Annotated in this window: 18 protein-coding genes and 2 pseudogenes; 19 read left to right on the top strand and 1 reads right to left on the bottom strand. The window is 37.8% G+C overall.

Annotated elements, in window-relative coordinates; translation table 11 throughout:
• Positions 1-553 precede the first annotated feature (553 nt).
• Entirely contained in the window at positions 554-1,966 is a 1,413-nt protein-coding gene (locus N0M92_RS18600) for a DHA2 family efflux MFS transporter permease subunit (RefSeq protein WP_260287233.1), read from the top strand.
• A 433-nt stretch (positions 1,967-2,399) separates the two neighbouring features.
• On the opposite strand, the gene N0M92_RS29480 is transcribed toward N0M92_RS18600, so the two are convergent.
• Positions 2,400-2,561, bottom strand: coding sequence for a DUF3870 domain-containing protein (locus tag N0M92_RS29480; protein ID WP_397443879.1), 162 nt, complete (start codon positions 2,559-2,561; stop codon positions 2,400-2,402).
• 259 nt (positions 2,562-2,820) lie between these two features.
• Between N0M92_RS29480 and N0M92_RS18595 the strand changes: the two are divergent.
• The 18 genes and pseudogenes from N0M92_RS18595 to N0M92_RS18510 all read left to right on the top strand — a co-directional run.
• Positions 2,821-3,208: pseudogene (locus N0M92_RS18595) on the top strand (DDE-type integrase/transposase/recombinase); the annotation flags it as partial.
• Between the two features lie 328 nt (positions 3,209-3,536).
• Complete coding sequence (locus tag N0M92_RS18590; protein WP_260287232.1) at positions 3,537-4,364, top strand: MerR family transcriptional regulator; 828 nt, start codon at positions 3,537-3,539, stop codon at positions 4,362-4,364.
• Positions 4,365-4,492: 128 nt separating this feature from the next.
• Entirely contained in the window at positions 4,493-5,980 is a 1,488-nt protein-coding gene (locus N0M92_RS18585; protein WP_260287231.1) for a UbiD family decarboxylase, read from the top strand.
• A 55-nt stretch (positions 5,981-6,035) separates the two neighbouring features.
• Positions 6,036-6,611, top strand: a complete 576-nt coding sequence (locus N0M92_RS18580) for a non-oxidative hydroxyarylic acid decarboxylases subunit B (RefSeq protein WP_260287230.1) — start codon at positions 6,036-6,038, stop codon at positions 6,609-6,611.
• Between the two features lie 56 nt (positions 6,612-6,667).
• On the top strand, positions 6,668-7,129 hold the full coding sequence (locus N0M92_RS18575) for a pyridoxamine 5'-phosphate oxidase family protein (RefSeq protein ID WP_260287229.1): 462 nt from the start codon (positions 6,668-6,670) through the stop codon (positions 7,127-7,129).
• Positions 7,130-7,407: 278 nt separating this feature from the next.
• Positions 7,408-8,241: an alpha/beta fold hydrolase gene (locus N0M92_RS18570; RefSeq protein WP_260287228.1), complete on the top strand. Its 834-nt coding sequence runs from the start codon at positions 7,408-7,410 to the stop codon at positions 8,239-8,241.
• Positions 8,242-8,481: 240 nt separating this feature from the next.
• A complete protein-coding gene (locus tag N0M92_RS18565; RefSeq protein ID WP_260287227.1) occupies positions 8,482-9,168 on the top strand; it encodes a cyclase family protein in 687 nt (228 codons plus the stop codon).
• A gap of 14 nt (positions 9,169-9,182) precedes the next feature.
• Entirely contained in the window at positions 9,183-9,902 is a 720-nt protein-coding gene (locus tag N0M92_RS18560) for a carboxymuconolactone decarboxylase family protein (protein WP_260287226.1), read from the top strand.
• A gap of 21 nt (positions 9,903-9,923) precedes the next feature.
• Positions 9,924-10,613, top strand: coding sequence for a CoA transferase subunit A (locus tag N0M92_RS18555; RefSeq protein ID WP_260287225.1), 690 nt, complete (start codon positions 9,924-9,926; stop codon positions 10,611-10,613).
• The gene (locus tag N0M92_RS18550) at positions 10,606-11,238 is read left to right on the top strand and encodes a 3-oxoacid CoA-transferase subunit B (protein WP_260287224.1); all 633 of its coding nucleotides are present in this window, start codon (positions 10,606-10,608) and stop codon (positions 11,236-11,238) included. Before N0M92_RS18555 ends, N0M92_RS18550 begins: the two co-directional genes overlap by 8 nt.
• A gap of 20 nt (positions 11,239-11,258) precedes the next feature.
• On the top strand, positions 11,259-12,374 hold the full coding sequence (locus N0M92_RS18545) for a muconate cycloisomerase family protein (protein WP_260287223.1): 1,116 nt from the start codon (positions 11,259-11,261) through the stop codon (positions 12,372-12,374).
• Positions 12,375-12,452: 78 nt separating this feature from the next.
• Positions 12,453-12,791 carry a DUF3870 domain-containing protein gene (locus N0M92_RS18540; RefSeq protein WP_260287222.1) on the top strand — a complete coding sequence of 113 codons (339 nt, stop codon included), beginning with the start codon at positions 12,453-12,455 and terminating at the stop codon, positions 12,789-12,791.
• A gap of 4 nt (positions 12,792-12,795) precedes the next feature.
• Entirely contained in the window at positions 12,796-13,989 is a 1,194-nt protein-coding gene (locus tag N0M92_RS18535) for a thiolase family protein (protein WP_260287221.1), read from the top strand.
• 43 nt (positions 13,990-14,032) lie between these two features.
• Positions 14,033-14,845 (top strand): dioxygenase family protein, encoded by an 813-nt coding sequence (locus N0M92_RS18530; protein WP_260287220.1) that lies wholly within the window; start codon positions 14,033-14,035, stop codon positions 14,843-14,845.
• 771 nt (positions 14,846-15,616) lie between these two features.
• Entirely contained in the window at positions 15,617-15,748 is a 132-nt protein-coding gene (locus N0M92_RS18525) for a hypothetical protein (RefSeq protein ID WP_260287219.1), read from the top strand.
• A 21-nt stretch (positions 15,749-15,769) separates the two neighbouring features.
• Positions 15,770-16,576 (top strand): sugar phosphate isomerase/epimerase family protein, encoded by an 807-nt coding sequence (locus N0M92_RS18520; RefSeq protein ID WP_260287218.1) that lies wholly within the window; start codon positions 15,770-15,772, stop codon positions 16,574-16,576.
• 335 nt (positions 16,577-16,911) lie between these two features.
• Positions 16,912-17,857, top strand: a pseudogene (locus N0M92_RS18515) (IS1595 family transposase).
• Between the two features lie 659 nt (positions 17,858-18,516).
• Complete coding sequence (locus N0M92_RS18510) at positions 18,517-19,734, top strand: MFS transporter (RefSeq protein ID WP_260287217.1); 1,218 nt, start codon at positions 18,517-18,519, stop codon at positions 19,732-19,734.
• The last annotated feature ends 738 nt before the right edge of the window (positions 19,735-20,472 follow it).

Raw genomic sequence — 20,472 nt, 5'->3', positions numbered from 1 at the left:
GATAAAGAAAATATATAACTTTTTAATTAGAAGTGTTAAATTAAACGGAAATTCCAGGATTATCGCATATACAAAGGGGTTAATACTTCATTTATATTCACTAGTATTGGTCTTGTCTGTTTGGTTTATATCAGTTTCAGAGAGGTTTTTGTTGAATGTTGGACTCTATAGAATGGCGCTCTCTTAAAAGATCCTAAATGGTTTAAAGTCAAAACGCGGAAAACATACGTTAAGCAAATTTCGACAACGTAAATGCAATGGTGATTAGTGGTTATTTGCCATTTAAGTTTTTATGCAATATAAAGTCGATCACTTTAAAAGAATGTACTGCGGCTATTTGATCTGCCCTTATAGGGGAGTGACTTTTGAAGGTGCTTCCGTGTTTGGCTCAACAGAAACCTATTCTTTAAAGGGAATTCCTTTTTTTTGTAGGGAAAGTAATGATTTAATGCCGACTTTATTTCCTTTTTTAACAGCAAATAACTGGATATCTGATGTAAATTATTGTAATCTACAAAAGTATGTTTTTCCTAATTGTAAAGGGGGACCATAATTGAGTTCAACAAATAATAAACAGACAACGATTGTTGCCCTTTTGCTTGCGGGTACGTTTATAGCGATCTTGAACCAAACATTAATGATTACCGCGATTCCTCCTGTAATGGAGGAAATGAATATAACGGCAAATAGTGCACAATGGCTAACAACCGTTTTTATGCTGGTTAATGGAATCATGATTCCTGTGAGCGCGTTTTTACTGGAGCGCTTTACCACCAGACAGCTCTTCCTTTCAGCCATGGGGATTTTTGCTACCGGTACATTGGTTGCCGGGCTAGCTCCTAATTTTGGAATGCTGCTGCTTGGAAGGATGATTCAGTCGGGCGGAGCCGGAATTATGCTCCCGTTAATGCAAACAGTCTTCCTAATGATTTTCCCTATTCATAAACGGGGTGCAGCCATGGGACTGGTCGGACTGGTCATTTCCTTCGCGCCGGCTATTGGGCCCGCTTTGTCGGGCTGGGTTACGGAGACCTACTCATGGAGGGTATTATTCTTTATCATTCTTCCAATTGCCATTATTGATATCATAGTTGCGTTCTTCGCTTTAAAAAATGTAACAGAAGTTACACGGCCAAAAGTGGATGTGCTTTCGATTGTTTTATCTTCCGTAGGTTTCGGTGGATTATTGTATGGATTTACAGCTGCAGGTAATTATGGCTGGACAGACGAGAGTACCATCATATCTCTAGGCATTGGAACAATTTCACTTGTTTGGTTTATCAAAAGGCAATTGCGATTGAAGCATCCTATGTTGGAGTTCCGTGTGTTCACGTATTCATTATTCCCGATTGCTATTATTATAGGAGCCATTACCTTTATGGGTCTGATAGGTGCCGAAACGCTCATCCCGCTATTTATGCAAAACATGCGAGGATTTACTGCGTTTGAAGCTGGATTGGCGATACTCCCGGGAGCACTTATTACCGGGTTAATGTCCCCGTTCATCGGACGTATTTTTGACCGGATTGGGGCCAGGTGGTTGGTAATTGGCGGATTACTCCTCATAACCGCTTCATCCTTTACTTTTATGGATGTTGGTCCTTCGACAAGTTTTACATTTATAATGGTCATGTACAGTATTCGGATGTTCGGATTAGCCATGGTTATGATGCCCGTTTCAACGGCCGCCTTAAACCAGCTGCCTAAACGGTTAATCGCCCATGGTGCAGCAATGGATAATACGATGAAAATGATTGCCGCTTCTGTAGGTACCGCAATACTTGTTACTGTGATGACATCAGCTACAGAAAATGCTCAGCAGCGTCCCGAGATAGTACACCCTGATATGTATGGCGCGCAAATCTCATTTATTGTCATCGCTGTACTTTCGTTAATTAGCTTCCTCATTTCTTTTAAAATAAAGGACCAAAAATCAGCAGGAAAAGAGTTCGGAGAAAAAAATTAAATATTTGAATGATTCTTTTTAAACTAAATCTCCTTTTTTTCTCCGCCAGAGTAGAAACGATAGCAAAAATATTCAGTTTTTATGATTAGCGATTAATGATCAGTGATTTGCAGCTGACAATGCATGGTGATGATGTTTTCGAGGTTTCGGTCCATCCTGCTTGATGTTCAAACGTCTGGATGTTAGTTCACCCATTAATTAGGGATGCAGCATACCCGTTGTTCAATAATCGAAAAAATCGTATCCTTATCAAAAAAGTCGGTCACGATTGTTGCTCGGAAAATAGTTCTTTACTAATATCAAAATTAACCCTCAATAGAAAACCTATTAATAGATAAAGAATAGACGAGAAAAGGTTCATTTCTCGTCTTATACTATTTTATGTAGTTTAGGTACTGTTTAACCCGCAATTTTCATTCCGAGAAACCGTTCTTCATCGTGGACATGATTTGTAAAACCTCCAAGAACTACTTGTAATGAAAGTGACTTCAACATCTTCAATGCTATGCGTTTCTTTATCAATTTCAAGAACAATCCCTACATTTTTGTGGATTTCAAACATTGATGGCCCTTGAGGAATGCTTTCCTGGATCAATATGACGGGTTCAATCAAAATCCTTTTCTACCTATTAACGGGAAAAAAGACGATCATATTCAATATAAAGGTCTCGCTCTTTTTAAGGATGATCTCTACATAGGAGAGCTTTCCAATAAGGACAGTTATGTATTTAAATTCTTTTACGAAAAGACTATGATGGTATCATCGTGAAGGCGTATCGACTATCTATCGAATGAATAATATCAAAACGAAAACAATCACCTTATGATAAGGTGATTGTTTTCGTTTTGATTGTATAAGTAAAGCAAGAAATAAACAAGCAGCCAAGTTTTTTTTTAAGAAAGCCTTGGCTTTTTCGCACGTTTCTAAGCCGCGTGTGTTAATAGTAAACAAGAACCTAGAATATCCCATCGCTATCCAAGAGTTAAAAGAAGAAAGACAGATGCCGGAAGGTATCCAACTAAGGCAAGTTAAATATCTCAACAATATCGTGGAGCAGGGATCATCCTTTATTAAAAAACGAATTCGCCTGATGCTTGGGTTAAAGTCCTTAGGGTCTGCCAAACGAATTATTGCGGGGATAGAGGCTATGCACATGATCAAAAAAGCAGACTCTTCAAAGGGAGAAGTCTGTCCAAAATCAAAAAGAATTCATCCATCAACTGTTTGGACTAGTTGCTTAAGACCAGGGGTCACTAGAAATCTTTTGCTTTTTTATATTTTCTTCAAGTATTTGCACCAGAACCCTATTAATGTAGATGTTGATATGATCCATTTTTTTCGGCCTTTAAAATCCATTCATTTTAAATGGGAAAATGGTAAAGTTAGGAGGGGATTGAAGTTTTCTTTAGAATACGGACCCTCTCTTCAATCGGTTGTACCTACCGAATGGAAGGAGGGAAATCAAAAAATTAATATATTAATAAATTAATTTTTTGATATATGGTAGTAAAAGTAAATGTAAGACTTAGGAAGAACTTAACAAAAAGGCTTTGCGGAGGAGGAACACATGTGGGCAATTACCTATCCATCAGTGAAATGGCTTCCATTCACAGTATCTCAAGGCAAACACTCATTTATTACGATAAGATCGAATTATTTAAACCTGTACATATCGATGAACATGGTTATCGGTATTATAGTGCAGTTCAGATTCCATTTCTAAGGGAAATTTGCTTTTTGAAGTCGATTGGCATCAAACTGACTGATATTAAGGACCATATAGGAAATCGGAATTTAACTACTGCCATGTCACTTTTGGAGTTCCATCAAGAATTCATAGATAAAGAAATAATTGCCTTGATGAATACACGTACATTTATTCAACAGAGATTAAGGAAATATTCAGAAGCCAAAAATATTAAAGTTGAATTGGATAAACCTATTATAGAAGAATTTCCTGAAAGGCATGTCTTATTTATACCATTTGAAAATAAATTGTGCCGAGAAGAATTACATTTAACGCTGATGAAAGCGTGGAATGTATTAAGTAAATATGAGATGCTTCCTTCCGAGGGATTTGGTACGGTTATTTTAAAGGATAAGCTTGGAACGGATGAAGTTTTCGAGGGTGCGGGAATATATACTTCATTACCTTTTATAGATCCTGATATGGATAATATAATGACGTTGCCTGCTGGGCAATATGCATGTGTGTATAAATATGGAATGCCATATAACATTGAGTTTTTGAATGACTTGGTTCAATGGATCGGTGAAAATCAGTATAGAATTGTAGGGGACATAGTAGACGCTTGTTTATTGGATACGACCTTTTACGAGAATGATAATAGTGTTGATTTTTGTCAGCTGCAAATCCCTGTAAAGAAAATTACTTGAATTTTCAAATATCCATTGACTGTATAGTAGAAATACACTTTAGAATATCATTTGTAACCGATAACATATGTTATTTGAATTTGAATGATACATAGGATATTGATCATAAAGTGATAGGGGGATTTTTTATGTCTGAAAAAATGAATAAAGTGACAGATTTACGTTCTGCGTTGGAACTACTGAAGTCTATTCCAGGACAATTGATCGAAACAGATGAACCCGTCAATCCACATGCTGAATTATCTGGGGTTTATCGTCATGTCGGTGCTGGTGGAACAGTAATGCGTCCAACAAAAATCGGACCTGCCATGGTTTTCAATCATGTATTGGGACATGAAGATTCAAGCGTGGTGATTGGACTTTTAGCCAGCCGGGAAAGAGTCGGCCTCATGCTGGATACAAAGCCGGAGCGACTGGGGTTCCTTTTAAATGAAGCTGTTAAAAATCCAATTGATCCAATCACCATTTCAAATGATAAAGCGAAAGCTCAAGAAGTGGTCCACTATGCAGAAGATCCTGATTTCGATATCAGAAAGTTAATACCTGCGCCTACGAATACAGAGGAAGATGCAGGCCCGTATATCACCATTGGCATGTGCTATGCCTCCGATTCAGAAACGGGTGAATCTGATATAACGATACATCGATTATGTTTACAAAGTAAAGATGAGATGTCCATGTATTTTGTTCCTGGCCGACATTTGGAAGTTTTTCGTGAAAAGGCTGAAAAAGCAGGAAAACCGTTACCAATTTCCATTAGTATCGGTGTTGACCCTGCTATTGAAGTCGCTGCTTGTTTTGAAGCACCTACGACTCCCCTTGGCTTTAATGAGTTGAGTGTTGCAGGGGCGATCAGGAAAGAAGCGGTAGAATTGGTCCAATGCTTAACCATTGATGAAAAAGCTATCGCGAATGCTGAATATGTAATAGAAGGTGAATTGGTTCCCGGAGTGCGCGTTCGGGAAGATCAAAACACTAATACTGGAAAAGCAATGCCAGAATTCCCTGGTTATACAGGTTCAGCTGTTGCGGAACTGCCTCTAATCAAAGTGAAAGCTGTAACGCACCGTGTCAATCCGATCATGCAAACAGTTATTGGTCCAAGTGAAGAACATGTGAATATGGCTGGCATTCCAACTGAAGCAAGCATTCTGCAAATGGTGGAAAAGGCCATGCCAGGCAAATTATTGAATGTATATGCCCATACTTCAGGAGGAGGTAAGTACATGGCTGTTCTTCAATTCAAGAAAAGTCAGCCAAGTGATGAAGGGCGCCAAAGGCAGGCTGCACTATTGGCTTTCTCTGCATTTTCTGAGCTTAAGCATGTATTCATAGTGGATGAAGATGTGGATCCCTTCGATAGTAATGATGTTTTATGGGCGTTAAATACTCGTTACCAAGGTGATGTTGATACGGTTTTCATTCCTGGAGTGCGCTGTCACCCGTTAGATCCTTCACAAGATCCCGCATACAGCCCTACCATACAGGAAAAGGGGATTTCCTGTAAGACCATTTTTGACTGTACAGTACCGTTTCATTTAAAAGATGAATTTAAACGGTCTGAATTTAAACAGGTAGATCCAAGGCGATTTGTGCCTGGATTCTCCAATGTATAAGTTCTATATACTTTAAAGTTTCGTTTCAATGAATTTTGAATAAGGAGGGGAATTAATGAAAATCATTGTTGGGATAACAGGGGCGACTGGAGCCATTTTCGGAATTAGGATTCTTCAGATGCTTAAAAGCAGTGAAGTGGAGACCCATTTAATCATGTCCCCTTGGGCACATGCCACCATTCAACATGAAACTTCATATTCTGTTAAAGACGTGGAGGGATTAGCTGATCATTCCTATTCTTACAAAGATCAAGCAGCTAGAATATCAAGTGGATCTTACCGGGTTGATGGCATGATCGTAGCACCTTGCAGTATGAAAACACTAGCTTCCATTCGCATGGGACTAGCGGATAATTTATTAACGCGATCTGCTGACGTCATGTTGAAAGAAAGAAAAAAATTATTACTAATGACAAGAGAAACCCCTCTAAATACGATTCATTTGGAGAATATGACGGAGCTTTCCAAAATGGGGACTATTATATTCCCTCCGATGCCGGCTTTCTATAATCATCCTGAGAATGTTAACGATATCATTGATCATCTTGCTTATAGGGCGTTAGATCAATTTGAAATCGATATTCACGGTGCAAAACGTTGGGACGGAATGAAAAATCGTGTCAAATTATAACAGAATAGACAGGGGACTGTGTTAATTACTTAGGGAATTAGGAAAAAGGTGAAAAAATGAATGGGATGGAAATGACAGAAGAGGTATTCGACTTGTTAAATGGTAAAGAACTTGTCGACAAGCAGCATGAAGCCATGATGCTGTTGACAGTAAGTGAAGGAGGGTGGCCACACACTGCAATGATTAGTGTGGGTGAGATTGTAGCGGTAAGCCGGAAAGAATTAAGAGTTGGCCTATGGCCGGATACTTCGACTACAGCCAATGTCATTCGTACCCAAAAAGCTACACTGGTTTTGTTTTGGAAAGGTAAAGCACAATATATTCGACTTTCATTAGAGAGATTAAAAGAGCTGCCAAATGCCCAACACCAAAGAGAAAGATTCTACGCCAAAATTGTGGAGGCACGGGAGGATATTGCTAAGTATGCCGAATTAACCTCTGGAATTAAAATAAACTTGAAAAACCCTAAAGAAGTAGTTGAACGATGGAGGGAGACCATAGAGGATCTTCTTCAATAAAATTTCCGGGTACTAAATTTAAGTTTCTGAGAAATCAAAATTATCAAATTACAGTTGAAAAAATAAGAACTTCATGTAAAATGGAATCATTACATGTATTTATATCATGCCTATTCATTAATCATTAAAAAAAGCCCTTTTTCAATGAAAATTAATGAACGGACTGGCTATCTTAATTTCTCGATCAAGTTACCTTGATGGTGGAGTTGAGATAGCTTTTTTTTATTAAATATGTAGGCTGGTTTATGTTAAAAACCGTGAAATGGAGGAGTGTTAATATGGAAATGTATGTAAAGGAATTGGGGAATCATAGAATTCAAATTGCAGATTATCCTGGAACGAAAGGGCCAATCATCGCTATACATGGCTTAACGGGTAATCATAAGCAAATGCATTATTTTGCAGAAATGCTAAAAGGAGAGTACCGAGTCATTTCCATTGACTTGAGAGGGAGGGGGAATAGTTCAGAAACAGATGAGCATACTTCTCTTTTTAAACATGCAGAAGATATTATTGCGTTAATCCAAGAATTAGACATTGAAAATCCAATTTTAATGGGGTATTCAATGGGGGCCTTCATCTCAAGCGTTGTAGCTAGCGAGTTAACCTCGGTACAGGCCCTGATATTATTGGATGGTGCGGCCACTTCCTCTCAACAACAAAGGGACATCGTACAACCATCACTAGGACGATTAAGTAAAGAATATGAATCTCAAGAAAGCTATATTGCGGAAATTAAGCAAATCTATAGCCGTTTGGGTATCAAATGGACGGATCATCTGCAAAGTGTGGCGGAGTATGAGGTTCATGAAGTGGATGGTCACTGGGAGAATAAATCATCAGAAGATGGCATTCTTGCAGACTTCAATAGTTTTTATTCTTTTGTCCCAAAAGAAGTTTGTAGACAAATTTCCTGTAAAACCTTATTGGTTTATGCCAGTGGAAAGATAGGGGACTTTCCTCCATTATTTTATGAAGAAGCCTATGAAGATACGAAGAAATATACACCTGATATTGAAACGATCGTTTCAACTTGTAACCACTATACAATGGTGTTTGAAAATAGGGCGGAGATTAACAAAGAGATAAAGTCTTTCTTAAAACGAATTTGATTTTTTTGAAGATATTTTTAAAAAAATATTGTAATTGACAGAAAATAGTGTAATATTATGAATATATAATAAACTTAATTATTGCCTATTCATTAGCTATTAAAAAATAACCTTTTTTAATAACAACTAGTGAACAACTGGCTACCTTAAACACCTGCTGTCAATTATTGATAGTGATGTTTAGGGTAGCCATTTTTGTCGTGATAATGTAAACGCTTAATGAATTTGGGGGTTTTACCGTTGAAAATCATTGATTTAACATTGGAACTTTACGATGGTCTAGTTACAAATAATGATTTACCTGCAATAAGCATTAAAGATGAACCTCTTGAACATAAGGGGAAATATGATTCACTTCCTAAAGGATACCTTTCCAAGTTGATTTCTTTTTCTGATCATAGTGGGACACATGTCGATGTGGCTTCACATTACTCTGAAAACGGGGAGTCGGTTGAAAACATCAATCTGAAGAATATGTTTGGGGATGCTCTCATACTGGATGTAAGCATGTTAAAAGCGTCAGATGAACCTGTTACGAAAGATTTACTTGAAAAGGCGGAACGCAGGCAGGGAGTATATGTTGAAAAAGACGATATCGTCCTCATCAGGACATGGGGAAAATCATGGGGGGAAGATGGCTTTTTTGAAGCGCAGGCCTTAGATGATAGTGTGGCCCAATGGTTTATTGAAAAGCAAATTCATATTGTCGGGGTGGATTTGTCCAATGCCGATTTTAATCAGGGTTCAGGAAGTGGTATTCATCAAAAATTACTAAACAATGATATATATATCATTGAAAACCTAGTGAATCTGGAAAAATTGCCTAAGCATTCTCGCTTTCTGTTTTTCGGGATTCCATTAAAACTAAAAAATGCAACAGCCTCACCTATTAGAGCACTATCGATACTTGACTCTCAATTAATTTAAAGAGGTGCAGACAAATGAGCGAAGGATTATCGTATTTTAAAGAAGTTTATGATGTGGTACCAGGCTGGGTGCAAAAAATGTATGATTATAGCCCCAATGCACTTGATCACTACACAAACTTACGCAGTAACATCATGCAAGAGGGAGCTTTGACGAAGAAGGAGAAAGATATATTACTGGTAGGCATGAATGCTGCGAGGTTGTATGAACGGAGTATGGTTTACCATACAAAAGGGGCAATGGATGGTGGAGCAACAATACCGGAACTGGTGGAATACCTAATTGTTTCATACTTATATAACGGTACTGAAGCATTAAAAACAGGAATAAAGTCTTTGGAGTATGCCCTTACCCTTAAAGGCATTCGATATCCCGAGGTAAGTGGCCATCAAGGAACAGCAGAAGAAATACTGCTTTATATGATTGAGCTATTAGGTGATGACGATACTGCATTCGTCTCTTACGTTTTGAAACTGGTTAAATCTGAAGACCAAAACTCCCTCAAAGATTATATATTGAGTGATTCAGTCGTTCCAAAAAGGTTAAAACTTATCCTGATGACAGGAATATTCATTACAGAATTAAAAGGGGAACAGGTTGGGGAATGGATGGAAGAGGCAAGGTTAAATGGGGCTTCAGAAGAACAATTAGCGGAAGTGGGACTAATTTGCTTATTGACTGCTGGAATACCTGCTTGGTTTGAGGCAAGTGATTCATTAATTGAAAATAAGTAAAGTGAGATTGGTGGGGAAAACATGACGAAAGTACATCAAGATATAGAAGCAGCTTTATCTTGTGTGAAGAACGGTCATACATTAATGGTAGGTGGATTTGGCTTGATCGGTGCCCCTCTTACATTAATAGATGGTTTGGCCAAAAAGGATGTAGCAGGCTTGACTGTAATCAGCAACAATTTAGGCGAGAAAGGGAAAGGCCTGGGAGCTCTCCTAAGTCAGAAGAAAATAAAAAAGGCAATCGGTTCTTATTTTACAAGCAATCGTGAAATTGGGGAGTTTTACCAACGTGGTGAAATTGAGTTAGAACTATTACCACAGGGGACATTAGCGGAATCCATTCGTGCTGGCGGTGCTGGCATAGGCGGTTACTATACGAAAACGGGTGTAGGGACGGATTTAGCAAAAGGAAAAGAAGAAAGGGAAATAAATGGGGCTACATATATTTTTGAACCTGCCATAAGAGCAAATGTAGCTTTGATCAGGGCATGGAAGGCAGATACACTTGGTAATCTTGTTTATTATAAAACGGCTCGAAACTTTAATCCGGTTATGGCAACAGCCGCAGATGTCGTAATTGCAGAAGTGGATGAGATAGTTGAACCTGGAGAGCTCTCGCCAGAGGAAATTGTAACACCGCATCTATTCGTCGATGGAATTATTAAGGCAAAGAAAATCCTGACGAAGGAAGGTGTGAAAGATTATGGGTGAAAAAGAATTAATGCAAAATATGATAGCAAGACGCGCAGCAAAAGAATTGACGGGTCCTTGTATAGTGAACCTTGGAATCGGGATTCCGACCTTGGTTGCAAAATACATCGATGATGAAAATGTTTTTTTTCATACGGAAAATGGATTATTAGGGGTTGCAGAAGTGGATGAAGATAAAATCGATCCCAATTTAGTTAATGCAGGCAAGTTACCAGTAGGGGAATCTATTGGTGCATCATTCTTTAATAGTGCAGAATCGTTTGCAATGATCCGTGGAGGACACATTGATGTTGCTATCTTAGGTGTTTTGCAGGTAGGTCAAACCGGGGGAATTGCAAATTGGGCGGTACCTGGCAAGAATATCATGGGTGTTGGAGGAGCGATGGACCTGTTGGTTGGCGCCAAAAAAGTGATCGTGACAATGACACATACAAGTAAGGAAGGTAAAAGTAAAGTTTTAAATGAATGTACCTACCCCATTACTTCCACTAGAAGCGTTGACTTGATCATCACCGAGTTGGCTGTCTTTGAAGTTATTGACAAACAGTTGAAACTGATTGAATTAATGCCCGGTGTAGCGATCGAAGAAGTAAGAGCAAAAACAGAAGCGGATTTTATCTATTAAATGTTAAAAAGGTGGATTAAATGAAAATACGTTCAGTTGAAGTATACATTATTGACTTACCCACAATTCGTCCTCATCAGCTTGCCATGCATACGATCGTGGAACAAACGATCATTCTTGCCCGTGTCATGGATGAAGAGGGTGCGGAAGGTTGGGCAGAGGTGGCGACAATAGGCGGGGCTTCATATGGTGAGGGGACGCCTGAGGCGATAAAAGTGAATATTGATACTTATATCGCCCCACTTATCATTGGTAAAAACCCAGTCCATTATGACAAAATCATGCATGAAGTTTCACTAAATGTTAGAGGGAATAATTTTGCCAAGGCTGTCGTTGAATCAGCCATGGTTGATTTAGTAGCAAGAAGGAGGAACATCCCTGCCTATGAATTATTCGGAGGGCAAATTCATAAATCCTTGCCGGTGGCATGGACTTTGGCAAGTGGGGATACGAATAAAGATATCGAAGAAGCGAAAGAATCCTTACACCAAAAACGTCATAATATCTTTAAATTAAAAATTGGAAAAGGTAATCCATATAAAAATGTGGATCATGTATTGAAAATTATTGAAGCCGTAGGAGATCAAGCACGCATTACGGTTGATGTTAATCAAGCATGGGATGAAACAACGGCTACGTATTGCATTGAAGCTTTACAGGAAGGTGGGGTTTCCATGGTCGAACAGCCGCTTCCAGCCTGGAATAATGAAGGGATGTCACGGTTGACCGATCGTTTTAAGGTCCCGATCATGGCCGATGAATCATTGAATACTTTACAAGATTCTTTCCAAATAGCTAAACATAGAGCAGGAAATTCTTTTGCCCTGAAAATATGTAAGCATGGTGGAATGACCCAAACGAAAAAGGTGGCCGCGATTGCTGAAGGTGTAGGTTTTGGTTTGTATGGCGGAACGATGATTGAATCATCATTAGGAACCGCAATTTGTGCACAACTTTATTCAACCATTCCGAAATTCGAATTCGGTACTGAATTATTTGGACCGTTACTTTTTAAAGAAAATATTACGCTAAACCAAATTAAATATGAGAATTATGAAATAATCATCCCGGATGGGCCAGGATTTGGTATGGAGATAGATATGGAAAAAGTAAAACATTTTTCAAGAGATCTTTAATTAATATAAACTGGAAAGGGGACTATGGAACACCACCCACTAGTTTATGCAAGTAATCTTGAGAGGATGTAGTTTTATATGGGACAGCCAACATTATTAATCACGGCCTATGCGAAGGCACCGCAAAATACGAGCATGTATGAAAATTATAAATACGCTGGGATGGTACTTGAAATTCACAAAGAAAGTCACATTATCATCAATGCAGAATTTACGTTTTTAACAACTTTGGCCCAGGATTTTTTTAAGCGAATGATCGTTGGTTTCGATTTTAGTAAAGATATTGATTCCTTAATCGAGAATATTAAAACGGACTTTTTAGCTCCATCGCAGCAGTCGGTGATTGTTGCCTTGAAAATAGCTCACCAAAGATATAAGGATAGTTTAGAAGAAAGAAATAAAAATGGCAGGGGGTAGAAAATTGAGCAATGTAGTTATTATAGACTCGGTTCGCACCGCTATAGGGAAATTAGGTGGAGCATTGGAAAATGTTCCTGCAGATTTCCTAGCAGCAGCTGTCCTTGATGAAGTTATCAAGAGAGCGGATATTTCTAAAGAGAGTATTGATGAAGTGATAATGGGACAAGCCAAACAAAGTTCAGACGCCTCAAATTTGGCAAGGGTTGCATCTCTCCGGGCAGGTTTTCCTGTGGAAGTACCAGGTTATACCGTTCACCGACAATGCGGATCCGGCATCCAGGCGATCAATTCTGCCAGTCATCAAATACAATGCGGATTTGGAGAGGTAATCATTGCAGGTGGAGCGGAATCAATGAGCACGGCGCCATACTATATGAGAAATATCCGTTTTGGGTTGAAATCAGGCAATGGACAGTTATTGGACCCGAATACGGAAAGCCAGCCAGGTTCACAGCCCATTGAAGATTACGGTATGTTAACGATGGGAATGACAGCAGAAAATCTGGCTGAAAAATATTCCATTTCAAGGACTGAACAAGATGAATTTGCTTTAAGGAGCCAAGAAAATGCAAGACGGGCAATTTCTGCTGAAATATTTTCGAAAGAAATCGTTCCCTATCAAATTAAAACGAAGAAGGGTGTAATCGAGTTCAATGTGGATGAGCATCCAAGAGAAACCAGTCTGGAAAAATTGGCTAGTTTAAAACCGGTTTTTAAGAAAAATGGAACGGTAACCGCTGGAAATAGTAGTGGAAGAAATGATGGTGCATCCGCTCTGATACTTATGTCGGAAGAAGCAGCAAAAAGGCATGGTAAAAAGCCAATAGCAAGAGTGATAGCTCAAGCAGCAGCAGGAGTTTCCCCAAACATTATGGGGATCGGACCTGTCAACTCTACCTTGAAAGCACTTCATATGTCTGGTTTGACATTGAATGATATTGATCTAATTGAACTAAACGAGGCATTTTCTGCACAAGCTTTAGCGGTAATTAAAGAATTAAAGCTTGATATAAATAAGGTAAATCCTAACGGTGGTGCAATTGCCATGGGACATCCAATTGGTGCCACAGGTGCAATTTTAGCAACAAAAACGATACACGAACTAGAAAGAACAGGGAAAAGGTATGGGCTCATCACTTTATGTATTGCAGGTGGGTTAGGAATTACAACAATTATTGAAAATACTCAGATATAAATGAACATTTATTAAAAAATTATAAAAATTGGGGGAAGTAGAAATGAAGAATCAAAAAGTAATCGATGTTTATAATGGATTGGTAGTTAAATTTAAGGAATTAGTTAGTGAATACGAAATTGATCATAATGACTATCAAGCTCTTGTTGATTGGATGGATCAACTAGGTAAAGCAGGAGAAATTCCGTTGTTTATGGATGTTTTCTTTGAAACTCATGCACTTCAAGAAATGTATAAAAGTGTAAAAGGGACTGAACCTACTATTCTAGGACCTTATTACATTGAAAATACACCAGTCGTTCAAAATCCAGGAGTGATGCCACAACGTGAAAATGAACCGGGTGACGCCCTTTACTTTTCAGGATCTGTGAAAGATGTAAATGGAAATCCGTTGGCAAATACAAAAATCGATATGTGGCAGGCAGATGCGAATGGTGAATACTCATACTTCTCTGAAGGTATTCCAGATGATAATTTACGTGGTGTATTTTACACTGATGCGAATGGTGATTTTGAAATTAAAACAGTTGTACCGGGTAATTATTCCATTCCAACAGATGGACCTTCGGGTCAGTTCTTAAAGTGGATTGATCATCATTCATATCGTCCAGCACATTTGCACCTGTTATTCCAACCGGAAAATGGCGATAGATTAGTAACACAAATTTATTTTGAAGGCGATGAATATTTAGAAGATGATGTTGCACAAGGTGTTCGCGGAAGCTTAATTACGAAGTTAGATAAACATGTTGGTGCAGAAAAAGGACTGAAAAATGACTTTTATACTGCTCATTTAGATTTTGAACTTAGATTACAAGATAAACCTGTTTTCAATAAAGCTATTGTGAATAAATAATTGTTTAAATCAGTGGCAATTTACATGACATAATGTCGAAGAAAAGGGTCAAACCCCTCAAACCGAATATATATTGCTTTGAATAATTAAAAAGATGATCTGTATTTAATACAGCGGCTGTAATTGCTTCAGCAATTACGTGAAATGGTTGTTCAACAACTAAATCGGTCTCTCAAAAGAAAACAATACAGATAAAAATCAAAATTAAAAAGTAGAGAAAACGCCAGATGAGTCTTATTCAAAAGTAATTTAAATTTCCCTTGATGATTCCTGTGTTTTCAGATTGGTATTACTAATATGATGATGATTTTTGCAAAAAAAATACTTTTCAAACAATTTGAGGGGGAATTAATGCATAGTGTTATTGCTGTCAAATTTTACCGATAAGTATGTAGGTGAAAAGAAGGTTGCTGATGTCGAAGAATTAACATGAACTTATATACAAAGCGATGTTTTTCTGCGAGTAGACTAGGATATACTAAGTAAACAGCATACATTGTATCTCTAGGATTCAAAGGAGGATAGAATTCAGCATCGGGAGAATTAGTATATCGTTCTACTAAATATTAAAACAACGCTAACTGTCATATCCATAGTTGCCCTGATAGGAGATTTGGCCTTCCCAAGCAAGTGGATTTTTTACAGGACGCTTTTCATCTGAGGACAAGTCCAACAACGTCGATATCGTTCGAGTCTACTCTAAAGTGACACTAACTGGGGAACGTTTATGACGAGCAGGAGAGTTAGCTAAACAAAAAGGAGTCGAATATAATGCCAATCATATTGCTTTGGCATCTAAATCAGTCTTTCCCTTCTTGTGCTGTAATAGGACCACAAAAGGTAGAGGAGTTAAACTCAAGCATCCAAGCTTTAGACATTCAATTGACTTCAGAGGAAAAATAAAAGGGGAAAGGTGGAATCACTATGAAACTTAGTTTATGTACGACAGGATTTAAGGAATGGGACATTGAGGATATTATAAAATGGTTACTTCCATTACAAACGGATGTGAAAGGTCTTGAGTTATGGAATAAACATATTGAACGGTTTCAAGAGAAACATGGACCACTGGACAAGTTAGCCAAATTATTAGAATCGAATGGTTTACAAATACCTTCCATTAGTGGATATACCACGTTTTCTAAACTTTGGAATGAGAATGAACATCGAAACGAATTCAATCAAGCGAAGAGATTGTTGGATATAGCACATCAGTTAAACTGTCCATTAATTCGAACGTTCGCAGGACATATAGCATCAAGAAATGCATCCCCAGAGCAATGGTCTGAAACGGCTACCGAGTTGAAAAAGATAGCTCAAATTGCAGATCTGTATGATGTGGATGTGGCAGTTGAAATTCACTATGACACGTTTGCTGATAACATCGAATCTATTCACAAGCTTTTACAGGATATTAACCATCCGCGGATAAAACTGATTTTTGATGGTGCTAACTTGTACGTAGACCAATTGGATCCAATAGAGGCGTTGGATTCTGTTTACTCTCATGTAAGCCATGTGCATTTAAAAAATTATCATTACAATCATAAAGAACGGTATAAAAACAAACCAGCTCCCATTTTTGAGGGTGATGTAGACAACGTTCGCTTGCTTGAAGAATTGAGAAAGCGAAATTATTCAGGATTTGTTTCTTTAGAATACTTCGGGGAGGAAGGTGTTCCTAACTTACATGCTTCCCTGGAACAGGTGAGACCCCAACTGACGATTTGAATATCTCACTCAACTATAAACTATTAGCCGCATGGTAAAGATAAAAATTAAATCGACACAACGATGCCTGTATCCGTTTCCCGTGTGGTTGCTGAGAATGGAGCTAAGGTTCAAAAGGGAGATCAATGAAGACAGAAACAACCATACAAGCTTCAGGTTCTCAGGAACGATTAAAGACATTTAGGTGAAAGAGTCCGATGGATATAAACTAAATGGAGTTAGAATTCCATTGTATTAAATATAATAAGTATCCCTTTTACTCAGAATGATGTTTAGGAAGAACGAACGTTTGGTAATAATGATTACTAACAATTGTTCTTTAAGGGGCGTTTAACATGACCACATACCAACAAATGAGTTTGATTTCTTTCCAAAAAAAGTTTTCAACCCAAGAGGCTTGTCATGATCACCTATTTTCTTTAAAGTGGTCGGACGGCTATTGTTGTGAGAAATGTGGTCATGATTCTTATTTTGAGACGAAAACTCGTAAGCACAGTCTTTATGAATGCAAAGAATGTCGTTACCAAGCCACTGTTACCGTTGGAACCGTAATGGAAAAAAACAATAACAGACTTAACCAAGTGGTTCTTAGCAATCTATTTAACAGCCCATGATAAACGTGGCGTTTCTGCGACAAGGCTTTCTGAAGAGATTGAGGTGACGTATAAAACCGCTTGGCTCATGCTTCATAAAATCCGCCAAGCCATTAGAAAACGTGATACAGCATACCAATTAGCTGGTATTGTTGAGCTAGATGATGCTTTCTTTGGCGCGTCATCCGAAGGTGGAAAACGCGGGCGTGGAACAGAAACCAAGGTATTAGTCGGTTGATCCTTAAACAAACAAGGACATCCGCTTTTTTTGAAAATGGAGGTTGTTCCTAACATTAAATCGCAAACCTTATTTGATTTTGCAGAGAAAAAAATCCAACCAGGCTCAACGATTAGTAGTGATACCTATCATTCCTACCGAGCCCTTGATGGAGCTGGCTTTATTCACGAATATCAAGTCTATAATGCCCCAAAAAACCCAGACCATTTACACTGGTTGCATACCGTTCTTTCGAATGCAAAGGCGTTTGTAGGTTGCACTTTTCACGGGCTTGACTCCAAACATCTTCAATCCTATTTAGATGAATTTTGTTATCGATTTAATCGAAGGAAATTCAAAGGTGAATGGTTCAGCCGTTTGGTGGCACTTTGTGCAACCACAAACGATTACTTATTAGAAAATAAAAACGGTATCCCGACTATTTCAGATTTAATCTTCTTCCCAACCTGATTCAAGATCAATGTCCAAGTATACTATTGGTTAAGGTGTATCAACAAAGAGGTATGGCAGCAAATGAAAAATAGAAGTGAATAATTAGTTTTATAATTAAAATGAAAGCGTTTTCTACATGCTTGTAATAATGAATGTTGGATTTATTAAAACAGTCAATTTGATAGGAGAGCACTTGCATTAAAGATTGGATTGATCTACTAAACAATTTTAGAAATTGAGATTATTAGTGTTTTTTTAAAAGGAGGAAAATTAATGAGAAATGAGTTAAGGAAAATGTAGGTTCATACACATATCCTTTCAGATCCAAAAAAAGCATTTATTTAACAAGCAATACTTTTTCAAGGATAATTTTTCTACCACCAAATTAGAACAAGAAGCTATATAATCAATCATCTTAGAGAAGAGTATGAATAATCTTTCAATCTCGAAAAGAATCTACGAGAGCATGTAACTCCCGCAGATTCTTTGGTGGAAATTTTGCAAATGATTACACAATTGCGTCAATGGATCAGAAGCGATGGGATTTGACAACCATTCTGCCATTACATAATTTTCGAGATGATTCGTTATGATCCTTTTAATCTATCAGACATAATCAACGTATTTTTTTGCTTTGCATGTATTGTAGTCTTATCATAATTTGAAGGAGAAATGTTATGAAAAACAACTATTTATCAACAGCTTTCGGACTATACATTAATTATTTTGTTCATGGTATGGCGTTAATTATTATCTCTCTAAACATCGACGTTTTTGCATCAAAATGGGGTACAAGCGTTGCGGGTGCTGCAGTAGTTGTTTCTTCCTTTGGAATTGGTAAATTAATAGCAGTATGGTTATCTGGAATCGTTTCTGATAAATATGGCAGAAAGACATCCATCATATTAGGAATATTGTTCTATCTAGCGTTCGCAATCGGAATTATATGGAGTCCTACTGCGTCTATTGCTTACTTCTTCGGCATTTTAGCCGGGATCGCGAACTCTTTCTTAGATACAGGTTCTTACCCAGCATTAATGGAGGCTTTTCCTAAGAAACCTGGTCCCGCTAATATTATTGTAAAATTTTTTATTCAAGGGGGGCAGTTCTTGCTTCCCATCATCATTGGCTTTCTTACAATGCAGGGATTTTGGTATGGATGGAGTTTTACGTTACTGATTGCTATCTTAACGCTCAATTTGATCTTTATGAGTACTCGTAAATTCCCACCAATGGCTACCCCATCACCAAAAATGGCCGCAGAAGAAAAAGGTCATGAAAAGAAAGGGAAATTTCATTTTAGTGTTGAAGAGATTTGTATGATTTCCTTTGGCTTTGTTGGACTAACATTGCTTACTATATTAGGACAATGGATGGCGAAGTATGGTACAGAAGTTGTCCATCTTGGTGAAAATGCTGGAAGAATGTTAGTCTCTTATGCAAGTATTGGATCACTCATTTGTGTCATTGTAACGTTCACATTAGGAAACAAGGGCGTGAAGTCCCCCTCTATTATTCTGACGTATACTTCCATGACAGCACTGGTTTCTCTTGTTTTATGGGCATTCCCTTCACCGATGGTCGCTAGTGTAGGTGCCTTTTTCTTGGGCTACTTCTCAGCTGGTGGACTTATTCAGTTAGGGTTGACTCTTTTAGTAGAACATTCAAATAGAGGAAAAGGGCTTCTTACAAGTCTTTACACGATTGCTGAAGGAATCGCCCAATTTGCGATGCCTCTTGTCCTAGCAGCCATTTATAAAGTTGATATTACCTATATCTTTTTATTAAATGCCTTTGTCGCTTTATTTGGATTCACCTTGGTTTTGATTGTTCATATTCGTGATAAACGAAGAAAGGTACATCAAGACCTCCAAATAAATGAGCCGGCAAGCTAGAGAATAATCCTATAAAAAAAGTAGAAGTGTAAGCTAAGTGGCTTACACTTCTACTTTTTTATTTTGAAGAAAGAGGATGGTTCGAGACCACTAGAAAAGTGTTCACTTTGAATCATTAACAGTTATTTTTATCAATAGACAGTAAATGAAAGAAGTTAATTATCTACATATTGCACTGGGCTAACCTAAATTAGTGAGACAATATAAAACACCTTCATAAATTTTTAACGATTTTGTTCACTGCTAAAGCCTATACAAAAATAACCCATTCGAAAAAGTACACTTTTACGAACTTTTTTTTGGTGGATGGCAATATATGTTAAGTGTTGATAAGAGAATTTCTAATAAAGTAACATCGGAAATATTGGTAGAAATCGCAAATTCCATAAAATAAATTATCGCACAGTTTGTGTCAACTCTGCGATAAGGCTTAATGAACTACCATGAAAATAGACTTCTGGAATTTAGGGGAAAAGGCAATACTTAAGAAGACGCAGCTCATTGTTTTTTTTAAAAGGGGGGGGGAGAGCGCCTAATTTACTGATTTATTGTAGGTAAGTGGACTGGATTACGATGCTTCAGGTTCTTGTAATGTAACTGTGTATCCTAAACTTTCAAGTCTTCTTAGTGAATGCCGAAAAATTGATTGTTGTCTCTGTTTATCAAAGTAGTCTTCGCCTAAGTCTACATACATTTCTTTTCGAGTTAAGAGATAATAGGAGATACGTAACATGGCAT

The sequence above is a fragment of the Peribacillus aracenensis genome (genome assembly GCF_025175645.1).
GTDB lineage: Bacteria > Bacillota > Bacilli > Bacillales > DSM-1321 > Peribacillus > Peribacillus aracenensis.
This window is presented reverse-complemented; position numbering and strand designations above follow the sequence as displayed.